At 74.5% G+C, this 13,397-nt stretch carries 14 protein-coding genes and 1 riboswitch; of the genes, 7 read left to right on the forward strand and 7 right to left on the reverse strand.

Features of this window, described 5'->3' with window-relative positions; genetic code table 11:
- Positions 1-13: 13 nt before the first annotated feature.
- The 5 genes from B5Y66_RS17180 to B5Y66_RS17200 form a co-directional block, all read right to left on the reverse strand.
- Positions 14-1,018 carry a hydroxyacid dehydrogenase gene (locus B5Y66_RS17180; RefSeq protein ID WP_245807190.1) on the reverse strand — a complete coding sequence of 335 codons (1,005 nt, stop codon included), beginning with the start codon at positions 1,016-1,018 and terminating at the stop codon, positions 14-16.
- Positions 1,015-1,944, reverse strand: a complete 930-nt coding sequence (locus tag B5Y66_RS17185) for a carbohydrate ABC transporter permease (protein WP_079575779.1) — start codon at positions 1,942-1,944, stop codon at positions 1,015-1,017. Before B5Y66_RS17185 ends, B5Y66_RS17180 begins: the two co-directional genes overlap by 4 nt.
- Positions 1,941-2,873, reverse strand: coding sequence for a carbohydrate ABC transporter permease (locus B5Y66_RS17190; RefSeq protein WP_079575781.1), 933 nt, complete (start codon positions 2,871-2,873; stop codon positions 1,941-1,943). Before B5Y66_RS17190 ends, B5Y66_RS17185 begins: the two co-directional genes overlap by 4 nt.
- 58 nt (positions 2,874-2,931) lie before the next feature.
- Positions 2,932-4,224: an ABC transporter substrate-binding protein gene (locus tag B5Y66_RS17195; protein WP_079575782.1), complete on the reverse strand. Its 1,293-nt coding sequence runs from the start codon at positions 4,222-4,224 to the stop codon at positions 2,932-2,934.
- 97 nt (positions 4,225-4,321) lie between these two features.
- On the reverse strand, positions 4,322-5,413 hold the full coding sequence (locus B5Y66_RS17200) for a LacI family DNA-binding transcriptional regulator (protein ID WP_079575784.1): 1,092 nt from the start codon (positions 5,411-5,413) through the stop codon (positions 4,322-4,324).
- 201 nt (positions 5,414-5,614) lie between these two features.
- Between B5Y66_RS17200 and B5Y66_RS17205 the strand changes: the two genes are divergently transcribed.
- A complete protein-coding gene (locus B5Y66_RS17205) occupies positions 5,615-7,090 on the forward strand; it encodes an amidase (protein ID WP_079575785.1) in 1,476 nt (491 codons plus the stop codon).
- 60 nt (positions 7,091-7,150) lie between these two features.
- Here B5Y66_RS17205 and B5Y66_RS17210 read toward each other — a convergent pair whose 3' ends face one another.
- The gene (locus B5Y66_RS17210; RefSeq protein ID WP_079575786.1) at positions 7,151-7,558 is read right to left on the reverse strand and encodes a MerR family transcriptional regulator; all 408 of its coding nucleotides are present in this window, start codon (positions 7,556-7,558) and stop codon (positions 7,151-7,153) included.
- Between the two features lie 48 nt (positions 7,559-7,606).
- Here B5Y66_RS17210 and B5Y66_RS17215 point away from each other — a divergent pair, with 48 nt between their 5' ends.
- Both B5Y66_RS17215 and B5Y66_RS17220 read left to right on the forward strand, forming a co-directional pair.
- Positions 7,607-8,500, forward strand: a complete 894-nt coding sequence (locus B5Y66_RS17215; protein ID WP_079575788.1) for an NAD(P)-dependent oxidoreductase — start codon at positions 7,607-7,609, stop codon at positions 8,498-8,500.
- Between the two features lie 109 nt (positions 8,501-8,609).
- Positions 8,610-8,783, forward strand: coding sequence for a CsbD family protein (locus B5Y66_RS17220; RefSeq protein ID WP_079575790.1), 174 nt, complete (start codon positions 8,610-8,612; stop codon positions 8,781-8,783).
- A 74-nt stretch (positions 8,784-8,857) separates the two neighbouring features.
- On the opposite strand, the gene B5Y66_RS17225 is transcribed toward B5Y66_RS17220, so the two are convergent.
- A complete protein-coding gene (locus B5Y66_RS17225) occupies positions 8,858-10,297 on the reverse strand; it encodes an aminotransferase class V-fold PLP-dependent enzyme (RefSeq protein WP_079575792.1) in 1,440 nt (479 codons plus the stop codon).
- Between the two features lie 34 nt (positions 10,298-10,331).
- A riboswitch (SAM riboswitch) is annotated at positions 10,332-10,448 on the reverse strand.
- A gap of 108 nt (positions 10,449-10,556) precedes the next feature.
- On the opposite strand from B5Y66_RS17225, the gene B5Y66_RS22600 reads away from it, so the two are divergent.
- The 4 genes from B5Y66_RS22600 to B5Y66_RS17240 all read left to right on the forward strand — a co-directional run bounded on the left by B5Y66_RS22600 (position 10,557) and on the right by B5Y66_RS17240 (position 13,396).
- Complete coding sequence (locus B5Y66_RS22600) at positions 10,557-10,712, forward strand: N-acetyltransferase (RefSeq protein ID WP_176168916.1); 156 nt, start codon at positions 10,557-10,559, stop codon at positions 10,710-10,712.
- A 10-nt stretch (positions 10,713-10,722) separates the two neighbouring features.
- Positions 10,723-11,370 (forward strand): RNA polymerase sigma factor, encoded by a 648-nt coding sequence (locus tag B5Y66_RS17230; RefSeq protein WP_079575793.1) that lies wholly within the window; start codon positions 10,723-10,725, stop codon positions 11,368-11,370.
- Positions 11,370-12,608 carry a serine/threonine-protein kinase gene (locus tag B5Y66_RS17235; protein ID WP_079575794.1) on the forward strand — a complete coding sequence of 413 codons (1,239 nt, stop codon included), beginning with the start codon at positions 11,370-11,372 and terminating at the stop codon, positions 12,606-12,608. Before B5Y66_RS17230 ends, B5Y66_RS17235 begins: the two co-directional genes overlap by 1 nt.
- A gap of 152 nt (positions 12,609-12,760) precedes the next feature.
- Positions 12,761-13,396: a hypothetical protein gene (locus B5Y66_RS17240; RefSeq protein ID WP_079575795.1), complete on the forward strand. Its 636-nt coding sequence runs from the start codon at positions 12,761-12,763 to the stop codon at positions 13,394-13,396.
- The last annotated feature ends 1 nt before the right edge of the window (position 13,397 follow it).

Here is a 13,397-nt window from a genome sequence, read left to right on the forward strand (position 1 = left end):
TCAGGCCCGAGGGTCAGGCCGTGATCGCCATCTGGTCGGCCTGGATCTCGTACCCGAGCGGGCGCCCGTGCACGAGGCGCTGCAGCTCCTCGAGGACGACGGCCGCGAGCCGCCCGAGCTCGACGCCGAGCGACCCGGCGATGTGCGGGGTCAGCAGCGCGTGGTCGTGGGCGTACAGGGGGTGGTCGTCGTCGAGCACCCACGGGGTGGTGACGTCGAGGATCGCGAACAGGTCCCCGGCCACGACCCGTGCCGTCAGCGCGTCCTGGTCCACGATCTCGCCGCGCGCCGTGTTCACGAGTGTCGACCCGGCGCGCATCAGGCCGATGCCGCGCGCGTCGAGCAGGTGCCGCGTCGAGGGCAGGGACGGGGCGTGCACCGAGACGACGTCCGACGTGGACAGGAGCTCGTCGAGCCCGAGCCGCTCGACCCCGAGCCCGGCCGCGTCCGCCTCCGTCAGGTAGGGGTCGTAGGCGACGACCTCGAGCTCGTACGGCCGCAGCAGCTCGACGACCTTGCGCCCGATCTTCGACGCGCCCACGATGCCGACCCGCTGGCCGAAGTTCCCCAGGCCCGGAAAGGCCTGCTCGACGTCGAACTCCCGCCGCGACTCCTGGTAGCGGGCCGCGATCGGCAGCACCTTCTTGTTCGCGAGGACGATCATCGCGACCGTGTACTCGGCGACCGGCACCGCGTTCGCCTCCGCCGCGGAGCTGACCCGGACGCCCCGGCGGAGCACCTCGTCCGCGACGTACGGCTTCACGGTGCCGGCGGCGTGCAGCACCGCCCGCAGCCGCGGCGCGGCGTCGAGCACGGCCGCGTCGACGAACGGGGCGCCCCAGCCCGTGACGAGCACGTCCACGTCGGCCAGCACGCGGAGCGCCTCGGGGGACTCGAGCTCGGTGAGGAACCCGCGGACGTCGGCGACCTCCTCGAACTGCGCGGTCCGCGCCGGGGGGAAGACCCGCTCGCGCGCCTCGGGGGCCATCGCGAAGGCGACCGTGACCCGCGCGCTCACTTGACGCTCCCCGCCGCCAGGCCGGCCCGCCAGAAGCGCTGCAGCAGCACGAAGGCGACCACCAGGGGCACGATCGACAGGAACGACCCGGCGATCACGAGCGGCGAGTACTCCGGGTTCTGCTGCACCTGGCTCTGCCAGAGGAAGATGCCCACGCTCGTCGGGAAGAGGCTGCGGTCCTGCAGCATGATCAGCGGCAGCATGAAGTTGTTCCAGATCGCGACGAACTGGAACAGCGCGATCGTCACGAACCCGGGCACGAGCATCGGCAGCCCGACGCTCAGGAAGCTGCGCACGGGCCCCGCGCCGTCGACCCGCGCGGCCTCGAGCACCGCGTCCGGCAGGTAGCCGGAGCTGAACACGCGGGCCAGGTACACGCTGAACGGGTTGCAGAACGCGGGGATCAGCACCGCCCACATCGTGTTCGTCAGGCCGACCGACGCGGCGAGCAGGTAGAGCGGGATCACGGTGGCGGTGTTCGGGATGAGCACCCCGACCAGCACCGTGCTGTACAGGGCGCTCTTGCCGCGGAACGCGAGCTTGTCGAAGGCGTACCCCGCCAGGAGGGAGATGAAGGCGGCCACCAGGGCGCCCGCGCCCGCGTACAGGATGCTGTTGCCGAGCCAGCGGAGGAAGATCCCGCCGTCCTCTGCCAGGAGCCGCTGGAGGTTCGCGACGAACGACCCGCCGGGGGTGAAGACGCTCGCGCCGTAGAGCGTCGAGGCGTCCTTGGTGGTGGCGAAGACGAGCCACAGCAGCGGCAGCACCATGTACGCCGCGCCCACGACCAGGATCCCGTTCGTGCCGAGCGTCGCCCCGAGCCGGCGTCGCGGTCGGCGGGTGCGGTGGCGGCCGGCGGGCGTCGGCGGTCGGACGACGGCGGCGCCGTCGGTGGTGCGCGGCGACGCCGCGACGGTCGCGCTCATCGCGTGCCTCCCTTCGAGGTGAGGTGGCTGACCACCCAGGACAGCGCGCCCGCGAGGAGCGCGAGGACGATCGACGCGGCCGCCGCCTGGGGAAGGTTGTTGCGGTTGAACGCCGCGTCGTAGGCCCACATGTTCGGGACCCAGGTGCTCGTGACCGCGGTCGTCGCGGTCGAGAGGATCTTGGGCTCGGTGAAGAGCTGGAGGGACCCGATGATCGTGAACAGCAGCGCGACCCCGAGCGCGGGACCGATGAGGGGCGCCTTGATCGCGAGGGCGGCGCGGATCTCCCCGGCCCCGTCGACGCGGGCGGCCTCGAGCACCTCGCGCGGCACGGCCTGCAGGGCCGTGAACAGGATGATGACGTTGTAGCCCGCCCACTCCCACACGGCGACGTTCACCATCGACGGCAGCACCAGGTGCACTGAGAGGAAGTCGACCTGGATCCCCCCGGACGCGAGCGCGGAGACGATGGGGCTCACGCCGGGCGTGTAGAGGTAGGCCCAGATCAGGGCCGCGATGACGCCCGGGACGGCGTGCGGCAGGAACAGCAGGACCTGGAACAGCCGCCGGGCCTTCGCCACGGCCGCGTCGAGCAGGAGCGCGAGGGCGAGGGCGACGCACAGCAGCGTCGGGACGTAGAGCACGCAGTAGAGCGCGAGCCGCCCGAAGCCGGCGACGAACGTCTCGCTCGCGAGGACGTCGGCGTAGTTGCCGAGCCCGACGAAGACCTTCTCGGCGCCGCCGAACCCGAGCCCGCTGCGCCGCTCGGCGAACAGGCTCAGGCCGATCGCGTAGATCACGGGCGCGATCATGGCCACGAGGAAGACCAGGAAGAACGGGGTCAGGAAGAGTGCGGCGGTGCGGCCCCCGGTGCCCCGGATCGGCCGGCGCCGCAGGCGCTGCGGCGAGTCGTCGACGCGCACGGTCATGGTGGTGCCTTTCGATGAGTGGTGCCGGCGCGGCCGCGCCGCGCCGGCACCGGTCGGCCTACTCGGTGACGTCGAGCCCGAGCTGCTCGAGACCGCCGACGGTCGCGCCCTGCGTCTTCTCGAGCGCGGCTCCGAGCGTCGGCGCGGTGGTCACCGCGTCGACCAGCGCCGTGTTGGTGATGTCGTAGTCCGGCCCCCATGCCCAGCCGGGCGCGACCTGCGCGGACGCCTCGTCGAAGACCTGGTAGATGTCGTTCCCGTAGTAGCCGGTGGGCGCCACCTTCTCGGCGACGTCGTTCAGGCCGGGGTAGGCGAGGTAGGCCGTGCCGACGTCGCCGCGCGCCTCGACGGCGGCCGGGTCGGTGGTGAGGAACTCGAGGAACTTCGCGGCCGCGGCAGGGTTCTCGGAGTTCTTCGTGACGGCGAAGCTCGTGCCGCCGCTGAGGGCGCCGGACGGCTCGCCGTCCCACGACGGCGGCACCGCCGCGATCCACTTGCCCTTCTGCCCCGCGGCCTCGGTGCGGGTCATCAGGCCCGACGCGCTCCACGAGCCGCCCACCCAGCCGTTCACGACGCCGTTGTTGAGGTCCGCGTTCCACTCGTCGCTGAACCCGACCTGCTCCTTGACGAGGTCCTCGTCGACGAGCTTCTGCCAGTAGTCGGCGACCTTCGTGCTGGCCTCGTCGTCGATCGAGACCTTCCAGTGGTCGCCGTCCACGCCGAACCAGCTCGCGCCCGCCTGCCACGCCAGCGGCGCGAGCGGGGGCTCGTTCGTGAAGAAGCTCGTGAGGTAGGCGTCGGGGTCCGCCTTGCGCACGGCACGCGCCGCGGCCTCGAACTCGTCCCACGTCGTCGGGACCTCGACGCCCGCGGCGTCGAGGACGTCCTGGCGATACCACATGACCAGCGGCGGCGCGTCGTAGGGCATGCCGTAGGTCTCGTCGCCGAAGGTGACGAGACCGCGCACCTGGTCGGAGTACTCGTCCAGCGTCGCCGCGGGGACGAGGTCGTCGACGGGGACGACCTGGCCGGAGGCGGCGAAGCCGGGGAGCCGGTAGTACTCGACGCCGACCACGTCGGGACCGGTCCCGGAGTCGATCGCCGCGGAGAGCTTGGTGTAGCCGCCGTTGGCGCCGTTCGGGATCTCCTCGAAGTCGACCTTGACGTCGTCCTGGCTCGCGTTGAACGCGGCGGCGACGTCGGCCATGCCGCTCAGCGACGACCAGAACGTGATCTCACCGGTGGGCTTCGAGGCCACGGGCGTGGCCGCGGAGCCGGAGGTGCAGCCGGCAAGCAGGGCGCCGGCGGCCAGGAAGGCTGCCGCGGTGAGCGGAGCGCGACGCAGGCTCATGGGATTCTCCTTTGAATGTGAAGCGTGCAGTCGCCACTGAACCCGAGCAGGGCTCCGCATCACAAGCAGAAGGAGACATTCGAACATTACCGCACATCTATGAGGCGATACGAGTGGACTCCCGCTCGACGAGGGTCGGCAGCAGCATCATCCGCACGACCGCACGGCTGGCCCGCTCCGCCTGGCGGAGGTGGTCGACGCACAGGCGCAGCGCGGCGTACCCGAGGTCGTGCTTCGGCGGGGCCACCGCGGTGAGCGGCACGGCCGCGAGGGCGGAGAACTCGTCGTCGTAGGCGACGAGCGCGAAGTCCTCCGGGATCCGGATCCCGCGCTCCGCCGCGAGGTCCGCGAACGCCATCGAGTCCACGTCGCCCAGCACCAGCGCCGCGGTCACCTCCCGCTCCACGCAGACGTCGAGGAACCGCTCGATCTCCTCGATCGTCACGTCCTCGCCGACCCCCGGCGCGGGCAGCACCCGCTGGAGCGCGTGCTCCTGCAGGCCCAGGCGCGCCATCGTGCTCTCGTACCCCTCGCCGAGGGGATCGGTGGTCGGCGTCTCGCGCGCGGCGAGAGCGATGCGACGGTGCCCCAGCTCGGCGAGGTGGCGGACCGCGAGCTCGGCGCCGTAGGCGTGGTCGCTGCGCACCCACTCGAGCCGTCCCGCGCCACGCTCGTCGATGGCACGCTCGACGACCACGACCGGGATCGTCGCCCCGGTCAGCAGCGTGTGCAGGCCCGAGCCCTCCACGAGGCTGCCCCGCGGCGTGATCATCAGTGCGTCGACCCCGCCGGCGATCATGCGCTCGGCCTGGCGCAGCTCCTCGCGCTCGGAGTAGTTCGTCGTGCCGAGGACGAGCCGGCAGTTGAGCTCCCGGGCCGCGTCGCTCGCCCCCCGGATCACCTGCGGGTAGTAGTAGCTCGCCGAGGGCGCGATCATGCCGATCGTGGCGACCGGGCGCTCCTGCCGACGTCCGGCGCGGTCGGTCGCCCGCTCCTGCTGCCGAGCCACGGCGCTCGAGACCGCCCCGCCGTGCACGCGCACGAGCAGGCCGCGGGACTCCAGCTCGGCCAGGTCGCGCCGCAGGGTCATCTCGGACACGTGCAGCCGCGGGGACAGCGCGGCGATCCGGAGCGAGCCCCGCAGCTCGAGCTCCCGCAGGATGGCGTCGTGCCGGGCGGCAGCGACCATGGCGACCTCCGCGTGTGTGACTCTGTGCGTTCTCGAAACCTCACACAGTCAACCACACCCCGCGATCCCCGTCGGGGGTGGCCGATCGCCCGGGACACGACCTTCGGGCACCGAGGGTTGTGCGTCCGCCGGCGGCCTCGCGCCCGGCTCGGCGTCACCGGCCGGCCTCGGACGCCGGGCAGGGTGGGTAGCGTGCGGAGCATGGACGCCCTGCACGAGCTGACCGCCGCCCGCCTGCGCGACCTCCTGCGGTCGGGCGAGCTCACCCCCACCGAGGTGGCCGACCACTTCCTGGCGCGCATCGAGCGCGCCAACCCGGAGCTGGGTGCGTTCGTCTCGGTCACGCCGGGGGCCGCGCGGGAGCGGGCGGCGCGCCTCGAGCGCGACGGCGTGCAGGGCCGGGCGCCCCTGTGGGGGCTGCCCGGCGGCGACAAGGACCTGTGGATGCGGGCCGGCGTGCCGGCCGGCCTCGGCTCGCGTGCCTTCGCCGGGGACGACGCCGTCGTGCCGCCCGTGAGCGACGAGATCGTCGAGGTGCTCGACGCGGCTGGGGTCGTGAGCCTCGGCCGCACGACGGCGCCCGAGCTCGGCTTCCCCGCGTACACGGAGCCGCTCGCCGGGCCCGTGGCACGCAACCCCTGGGACCTGGGGCTGGGCGCCGGCGGGTCGAGCGGCGGCGCGGCCGTGGCCGTCGCGGCCGGGCTGCTGCCGTGCGCGCCCGGGTCGGACGGCGGCGGGTCGGTGCGCATCCCCGCGGCCGCCTGCGGCGTGGTGGGGCTCAAGCCCAGCCGGGGCCTCGTCCCGGCGGGATCGGGGCAGGAGTCCCTGGGCGGGCTGGTGGTGAACGGCCCGCTCGCGCGCACGACCGAGGACACGGCGCTGCTGCTCGAGGGCATGCTCACGTGGACGCCCGACGGCCGGGTGGCGCACCCCCTGACGCTGCGCGCGCCGTCGGCCCGCGCCGGGGACTACCTGGCGGCGGCGCGCCGCGGCGAGGTCGCGGGCAGCGGCGGGGAGGACGTTCGAGGCCGGTTCCGGGTGGCCGCGACGACCGACTCGGCGTGGGACGACTTCTACGCGATCACGACGTCGGACGCCGCGCGCGCGGCGCTGGACGCCGGGGTCCGCGAGCTCGCCGGCCTCGGGCACGAGGTCGAGGAACTCGCCCTCCAGCCGGACCCGGCCTACGGACCGGCGTTCCGCACCCTGTGGATGGCCGGCGCGTCGGCGGTGCCCCTCGACGACCCCGGGCGCCTCGACCGGCTCGAGCCCCTCACCCGCTGGCTGATCGCCCGCGGCCGGCAGGTGCCCGCGCGCGAGCTCGCGGAGGCCCTGCGTGCGCTCACCGGGTTCGAGCGCCGGCTCGTGGCGCAGGTGTCGCGGTTCGACGCCGTCGTGACCCCGGCGCTGGCGATGACGCCGCGGCCGCTCGGCTGGTTCGACCCCGAGGACCCGGAGCGCAACTTCGAGCAGCAGTGCCAGTACACGCCGTGGACGTCGATGCTCAACGTGGCCGGCCTGCCCGCGATCACCGTGCCGACGCGCCCGACCGACGACGGCCTCCCCATGGGCATCCAGCTGATCGGCCGGCCCGGCGGGGAAGCGACGCTGCTCGCGCTCGCCGCACAGCTCGAGGACCGGCTGCACTGGGCGGACCGGCACCCGCCCGTGTGGTGACCCGCAGGCCGGCGTGACGACGGCCCCTTCCCTGCCCGCCCGGGCGGCCGCCGGCGCGCCTCAGGCGTGGACCGGCTCCGGTGCGGTGCTGCCCAGCGACGCGCAGCCCTCGCCGCCGGTCTGCTCCGCCGCGGCGATGTACCCGGCCAGCGCGGAGCGAGACCGGGCGAGCCTGGACATCTGGTCCTCCACCCGCTGCAGCCGTGCGCGCATCGCCGTCACGAGCTCGGGGCATCCGAGCAGCTCCGGCGCCTCCCCGACCGCACAGGGGAGCACGAAGGCGATGTCCTCGGACGACAGCCCCGCGTCGAGCAGGTGCCGGATCTGCCGCACGCGCAGCACGGCGCCCTCGTCGAACACGCGGTAGCCGTTCGCGCTCCGCGCCGCCTCCAGGAGACCCTGGGACTCGTAGTAGCGCAGCTGGTGGGCCCGGACGCCCGTGCGTCGGCTCAGCTCCCCGATCCGCATCCTGTCCCCCTTGACCTTCACACCGGTATGAACGTCGACGATGCTGCCATGACCACCGGAATCCACCACTCGTCCCCCACGGCCGTCTCCGTCGTCGGCCTCGGCCTCATGGGCCGCGCCCTCGCCCAGGCCCTCCTGCGGGCCGGGCACCACGTCACCGTCTGGAACCGCACCCCCGCCAAGGCCGCCGCGCTCGTGGCGGACGGCGCGCGCCTGGCTCCCTCGGCGGGCGCCGCGCTCCGCTCCGCCGACCTGACGATCCTCTGCCTCACCGACGACGAGGCCGTGCGCGGGCTGCTCGGTCAGGACGGCGTCGTCCTGGCGGGCACCACACTGGTCAACCTCACGTCCGCCGGCTCGGCGCAGGCCCGGGAGACCGCCCGATGGGCCGAGCAGCGCGGCGCGCGCTACCTCGACGGCGCGATCATGGCCGTCCCCCCGGCGATCGGGACGGCCGAGGCCGTCATCCTGCACAGCGGCCCGAGGACCGACTTCGAGGCGCACGAGCCGACCCTCGCCGCGCTCGGCACCGTCACGTACCTCGGCGACGACCCCGGGCTCGCGTCGCTCTACGACGCGGCCGGCCTCACGATGATGTGGAGCGTGCTCAACGCCTGGCTGCACGGCACCGCCATGCTCCGCGCGGCCGGTGTGGACGCCGCGTCGTACGCGCCCTTCGCCCAGCAGATCGCGGTGGGCGTGGCCGGCTGGCTGCCGGGGTACGCGGAGCAGGTCGACCGCGGCTCGTTCCCCGCGGAGGTCTCGGCCCTGGAGACCGACGCGCGGGCGATGTCGCACCTGCTGCACGAGAGTGCGGCACTCGGCGTGAGCACCGAGCTGCCGAGGCTGTTCAAGGCACTGGCGGACAGGGCGATCGCCGCGGGGCACGGGTCCGAGCAGTACCCGGTGCTGATCGAGGAGTTCGGCAGGCCGACGCCCTGACCTGCCCCGACGGCCGGCCCCGGACGACGGCCCGGGACGGGCGGGTGCGAGTCCGCGCTCCCACGCCTAATGTCGTTTCTTGAGGTCGATCGACGACGGAAGGAGCCCCATGGGACTCGGAGACAAGGCCAAGCACCTCGCAGAAGAGGCCGAGGGCAAGGTCAAGGAGGCAAAGGGCAAGCTCACCGACGACGAGGCGAAAGAGGCCGAGGGCAAGGCCCAGCAGTCCAGCGCCAACCTCAAGCAGGCGGGCGACGACGCCAAGGACGCATTCAAGAAGTGACCCGCTGACGACGACGGGGCGCCACCGCACGGTGGCGCCCCGTCGTCATGTCCGGGCCTCGACGCCGGGCGCGGTCAGACGTCGTCGGGCAGGCAGCCGAACGCCTCGTCAGCGCCCAGCGCGGCGGTGGCGAGCAGCCCTTCGAGGCCCGAGCCCTCGGGCACGGGGCGCGGGTCGTCGACGACGACCCACAGGCCGTCGACCACGTCGTACCGCGCCTGCGGCCCCTCGATGACGAGCGACCGGACGGCGCCCACGAGGCGCTCGACCTCCTCCCCCGCGGTACCGAGGCCCACCGAGGCGCGCACCGCGCCGGCGTCGAACCCGAGCCGCCCCAGCAGCGGGTGCGCGCAGAACCGCCCGTCGCGCACGCCGATGCCGTGCTCGGCCGACAGGTACGCGGCGACCAGCCCCGGGTCGTAGCCGGAGACGGTGAACGTCACGACGCCGACCGGGTCGACGGCGTCGTCCCAGACGTGCACGACCTCCACCCGGTCCAGCGCGCCGAGGCCGTCCACGAGCCGGCGCCGCAGCGCGTCCTCGTGCTCGCCGGCGACCCGCGGGTCGAGGGCGGCGAGCTCGTCGCACGCGGCGGCGAGCGCCACCGCGCCGATCACGTTGGGCGACCCGGCCTCGTGCCGCGCCGGCCCCTCGTGCCAGTCGGTGCCCGCCGTGCGCACCCGGCGCACCGCACCGCCGCCGGCCAGGTACGGGGTGCCGCCGTCGAGCCAGTCGCGCCGCCCGACCAGGGCGCCGGCGCCGAACGGCGCGTACGTCTTGTGCCCGGAGAACGCGACGTAGTCGACCCCGGTCTCCGCGAGGGAGAACCGGCGGTGCGGCACGAGCTGTGCGCCGTCGAGGACCACGCGCGCGCCCGCGCCGTGCGCCGCGGCGACGACGTCGGCCACCGGCAGAGCCTCGCCCGTGACGTTCGACGCGCCGGTGAGCGCGAGGAGCGCGTAGGGCCGGCCGGTGGCGACCCCCGCGGCGAGCTCCTCCGTGATCTCCGCGAGCGTCGCGGCGACCGAGGGGCCGCCGGTCACGACCGTGGCGTCCGTGGACCGCTGCCAGGGCAGAAGGTTGGCGTGGTGCTCGATGTCGAGCACGAGCACCCGCCCCGGCTCGCCCGTCACCGGGTCGGCGGGCACGCAGCCCGCGAGCAGGTTGAGCGAGTCCGTGGTGTTGCGCGTGACGATCGTCAGGTCGTCGTCCCGGGCGCCGACGAACGCGCCGATGGTGCGGCGTGCCGTCTCGTACAGGGCGGTCGAGACCTGCGACAGGTAGCCGGCGCCGCGGTGCACGCTGGCGTACAGCGGCAGCACGCGCGTGACGCGGTCGGCGACCGCCTCCAGGGCGGGGGCCGACGCCGCGACGTCGAGGTTGGCGTACGGCACCTGGCGGCCGTCGACGAGGGGCACGAGCGTGTCGGCCCCGACGACGGGCAGCACGGGTGCGACGTCGTGCACCGGGGCGGCGACGGGCGCCGGGGCGGGCGCGGTGGTGAGCGTGGTCATGCGTGGTCCTCCTCGGTCGTGCCGGGGAGGTGGCTCCCCGCGCTTGCCCGCACGCCGGACGGCGCGGGGCCAGGTCGTCACCCGGGGCACCCCGCCGCGAGAGGAGGGTTGCCGGCCAGCGAGCCGGGGCTTGACGCTGGCGCTCTTGACCTGCCGCCCATCGTGCGGTGACCGGCGCGCGTCGTCAAGCGCTGGGACGGCCTTCTCACGATGCGGGCACGGGGTGGCCCCGCGGGCCCGCGCCCGAGAGAGTCCGCGCATGATCTCCGTCCGCCGCGCGACGACTCTCGACGTCGGCGCGATCCACCTCCAGCTCAGCATCGCGTGGGACAACACCCGGGCGCAGTCGCTCTACGAGGCCGAGGGGTTCGAGCGCGAGCGCGAGTTCGTCACGTACCGCCTCCCCCTCGGCTGAGGGCTCGGCGATGTCCAGGATCGGTGGTGGGGCCGACGGCCCGCTCGGCGCGGAGCTCGACGCCGCGCTGCGGTCCGGAGACCCGCACGCGTGCCGCCGCGCCGTGGCCGAGGCAGTGGCCACCGCCGGGCCGGACGACGTGCTCGACGTGCTCGGCAGGCACGCCGCCGCGGGCTCCGTGCTCGGCACCGAGCTGCTGGTCGAGCTGCTGGACGAGTCGGGCGTGGTGCGCCGGTTCGTGCGCGGGGCGCTCCTCGACGAGTCGGCGGTGGACGACGTCTGCCAGGACGTGCTGATCTCCGTCGCGGGCTCGCTGGGGTCGTTCGCCGGCGCCTCGAAGGTCACCACCTGGGTGCACGGGATCGTGCGCCACCGGGTGGTCGACCACCTGCGCCGGCAGCGGGCCACGGCACCCCTGCCCGACGACGACGTCGCGCCCGGCGCGCGCATGAGCTCGCTCATCGCCACGCGGGCCACGGTGCGCGACGCCCTCGCGGCCCTCCCGGACCTCTACCGTGAGCCCGTGACGCTCCGAGACATCGAGGGCCTGCCGTACGCCGAGGTCGCCGACCGGCTGGGCCGCAGCCTGGGGACCGTGAAGTCCCAGGTGTCGCGCGGCCGGGCGCTGGTCGCCGCCGCGCTCGGGGGCGCGCTCTGATGGCCGGCCGGGAGCTGATGGGACGGTACCGGGTCGGGGACGTCATCGGCGTCGGGTCGTTCGCCACCGTGCACCGCGCCGTCGACGAGCGGCTCGACGACACCGTGGTCGTGAAGGTCCTCGCGGAGAACCACAGCCTCAACCCGGAGATCCGCGAGCGCTTCATCGCCGAGGGGCGGGCGCTGCGCCGGGTCGCGAGCCCGCACGTCGTCACCGTCTACGACATCGGCGAGAGCGACCGCCAGCAGCCGTACCTCGTGCTCGAGCACGCCGACCGCGGCACGCTCGCCGAGCGGGTGCGCGAGCTGCGGGCGGCCGGCTGGACCGCCGAGCGGGCGGACGTGCTCGCCGTGGCCCGCGGGCTCGCCGCGGCGGTCGAGGCGGTGCACGCCGCCCGCCTGGTGCACCGCGACCTCAGCCCCGGCAACGTGCTGCTGCGCACCGGCCCGGACGCGCCCGCCGCCGACCCCCTGCCCGGCGGCACCCTGCCCGATGACGCGCCGTCGGCCGTCGTGCGCCCCGACGAGCGGCTCGTCGTCGCCGACCTCGGCATGTGCAAGGACCTGGCCCTCAGCTCGGGGCTCACCGTCGCTGGCGGCACCAGCGGCTTCCGGCCGCCCGAGCAGGACGGCCCGGGCACGGTCGACACCCGCGCGGACCTGTGGGCGATGTCCGCGCTGCTCGCCTGGCTCTCCGACGGCGCCGACCTGCCGCGGGCGCTGCCGCGGGCGCTGCGCCGCAGCCTCGCGGAGGCTCCGGCGAGGCGGCACCCCGACGTCGCCGCGTGGCTCGCGGACGTGGAGGCCGCGCTCGGCCCCGCGGACGAGGCGCCCGGCACGCCCGCCGGCCCGGCGGCCCCGCGGGCCGGACGACGGCGGCGCACGGCGACGGCGGCCGTCGTCGCCGTCGTGCTGGGTGCCGGGGTCGGCCTCGGCGCCGGGCTGGGCGCCGCCGCCTGGCTCGACGACCGGCCGCGTGCGAGCGCCGGCGCGGCCGGCGTCGCGATCTCCGGGCCCGCGTCCGCCGTCGTCGGGGAGCCCGTCACGCTCACGGCCCAGGTCACCGGCGCCGACCACTGGGTGTGGACCCTGCCCACCGGGGCCTACACGGCCGACGACGGCTCGGTCGAGCTCACCGCGAGCACCCCCGGACGCGCCGAGGTGGTGCTCGAGGCACGAGCCCCCGACGGGACGGCCCTCACGGCCGTGCACCGCCTCGACGTGATCGACCAGGGCTGACACACCGGGCTGACACACCGCGCCGACACCGGGTGCCCGCGCGGCAGAGCACGTCGAAAAAGGTTTGGGCCGCCGTGCAACTCTTTCGCCGTCCCGCACGACTCACCCCTGTCAGACACCAGCAGCTCGACCCCTTCCGGTCAGGAGAGATCATGCGACACCTGCCCCGCCGACTGGCACCGATCGCCGTCGTCGGCCTGCTCGCCCTCGGAGCCTGCTCGCCGGGCGGCACCGATGCCGAGTTCGACGACGCCGGCTCGACCGCCGACGCCGCGCCGAAGTCCGACGACGCCGCCACTGACGACGCCACCGCGGCCGCCGACGACGGCGGCACCGACGCCTCAGAGGGCACCGCGGGAGTCGACTTCCCGGACCCGGAGGACGTGGTCGCGGACGCGACGTTCACGGTGCCGGGGACGGAGAAGGACGAGGTCCGCATCGGGGTCGAGTCGATCGTGGTGTCGGGCGGGACCATGGAGCTGCGCCTCGTCGTGACCCCCGAGTACGACGACGGCGGCAGGGCCGCGTCCGTCTACGACACGTTCGGCGAGCAGATGAGCGTCGCGCTGATCGACCGGGAGAACCTCAAGGAGTACCAGGTGCTCGAGGCGGACGGGGGCGGCCGGTGGTACCGGACCGACCCGGTGTACGCCAAGGCACTGCCCGGCCAGTCCGTGGGCTACCAGTCGTTCTTCGCCGCGCCGGAGGACGACGTCACGACGGTCGACGTCAAGCTGACCGACTCGTGGCCGGTGTTCGAGGACGTCCCCCTGACCTTCGAGGACTGAC

Origin of the sequence: Krasilnikoviella flava, assembly GCF_900167525.1 — a bacterium.
GTDB classification, from domain to species: domain Bacteria; phylum Actinomycetota; class Actinomycetes; order Actinomycetales; family Cellulomonadaceae; genus Isoptericola; species Isoptericola flavus.

Coding starts and splice junctions, on each gene's coding strand:
- B5Y66_RS17185 (WP_079575779.1), bottom strand. CDS start 1,944: ATGAGCGCGACCGTCGCGGCGTCGCCGCGCACCACCGACGGCGCCGCC.
- B5Y66_RS17190 (WP_079575781.1), bottom strand. CDS start 2,873: ATGACCGTGCGCGTCGACGACTCGCCGCAGCGCCTGCGGCGCCGGCCG.
- B5Y66_RS17195 (WP_079575782.1), bottom strand. CDS start 4,224: ATGAGCCTGCGTCGCGCTCCGCTCACCGCGGCAGCCTTCCTGGCCGCC.
- B5Y66_RS17200 (WP_079575784.1), bottom strand. CDS start 5,413: ATGGTCGCTGCCGCCCGGCACGACGCCATCCTGCGGGAGCTCGAGCTG.
- B5Y66_RS17205 (WP_079575785.1), top strand. CDS start 5,615: ATGGACGCCCTGCACGAGCTGACCGCCGCCCGCCTGCGCGACCTCCTG.
- B5Y66_RS17210 (WP_079575786.1), bottom strand. CDS start 7,558: ATGCGGATCGGGGAGCTGAGCCGACGCACGGGCGTCCGGGCCCACCAG.
- B5Y66_RS17215 (WP_079575788.1), top strand. CDS start 7,607: ATGACCACCGGAATCCACCACTCGTCCCCCACGGCCGTCTCCGTCGTC.
- B5Y66_RS17220 (WP_079575790.1), top strand. CDS start 8,610: ATGGGACTCGGAGACAAGGCCAAGCACCTCGCAGAAGAGGCCGAGGGC.
- B5Y66_RS17225 (WP_079575792.1), bottom strand. CDS start 10,297: ATGACCACGCTCACCACCGCGCCCGCCCCGGCGCCCGTCGCCGCCCCG.
- B5Y66_RS22600 (WP_176168916.1), top strand. CDS start 10,557: ATGATCTCCGTCCGCCGCGCGACGACTCTCGACGTCGGCGCGATCCAC.
- B5Y66_RS17230 (WP_079575793.1), top strand. CDS start 10,723: ATGTCCAGGATCGGTGGTGGGGCCGACGGCCCGCTCGGCGCGGAGCTC.
- B5Y66_RS17235 (WP_079575794.1), top strand. CDS start 11,370: ATGGCCGGCCGGGAGCTGATGGGACGGTACCGGGTCGGGGACGTCATC.
- B5Y66_RS17240 (WP_079575795.1), top strand. CDS start 12,761: ATGCGACACCTGCCCCGCCGACTGGCACCGATCGCCGTCGTCGGCCTG.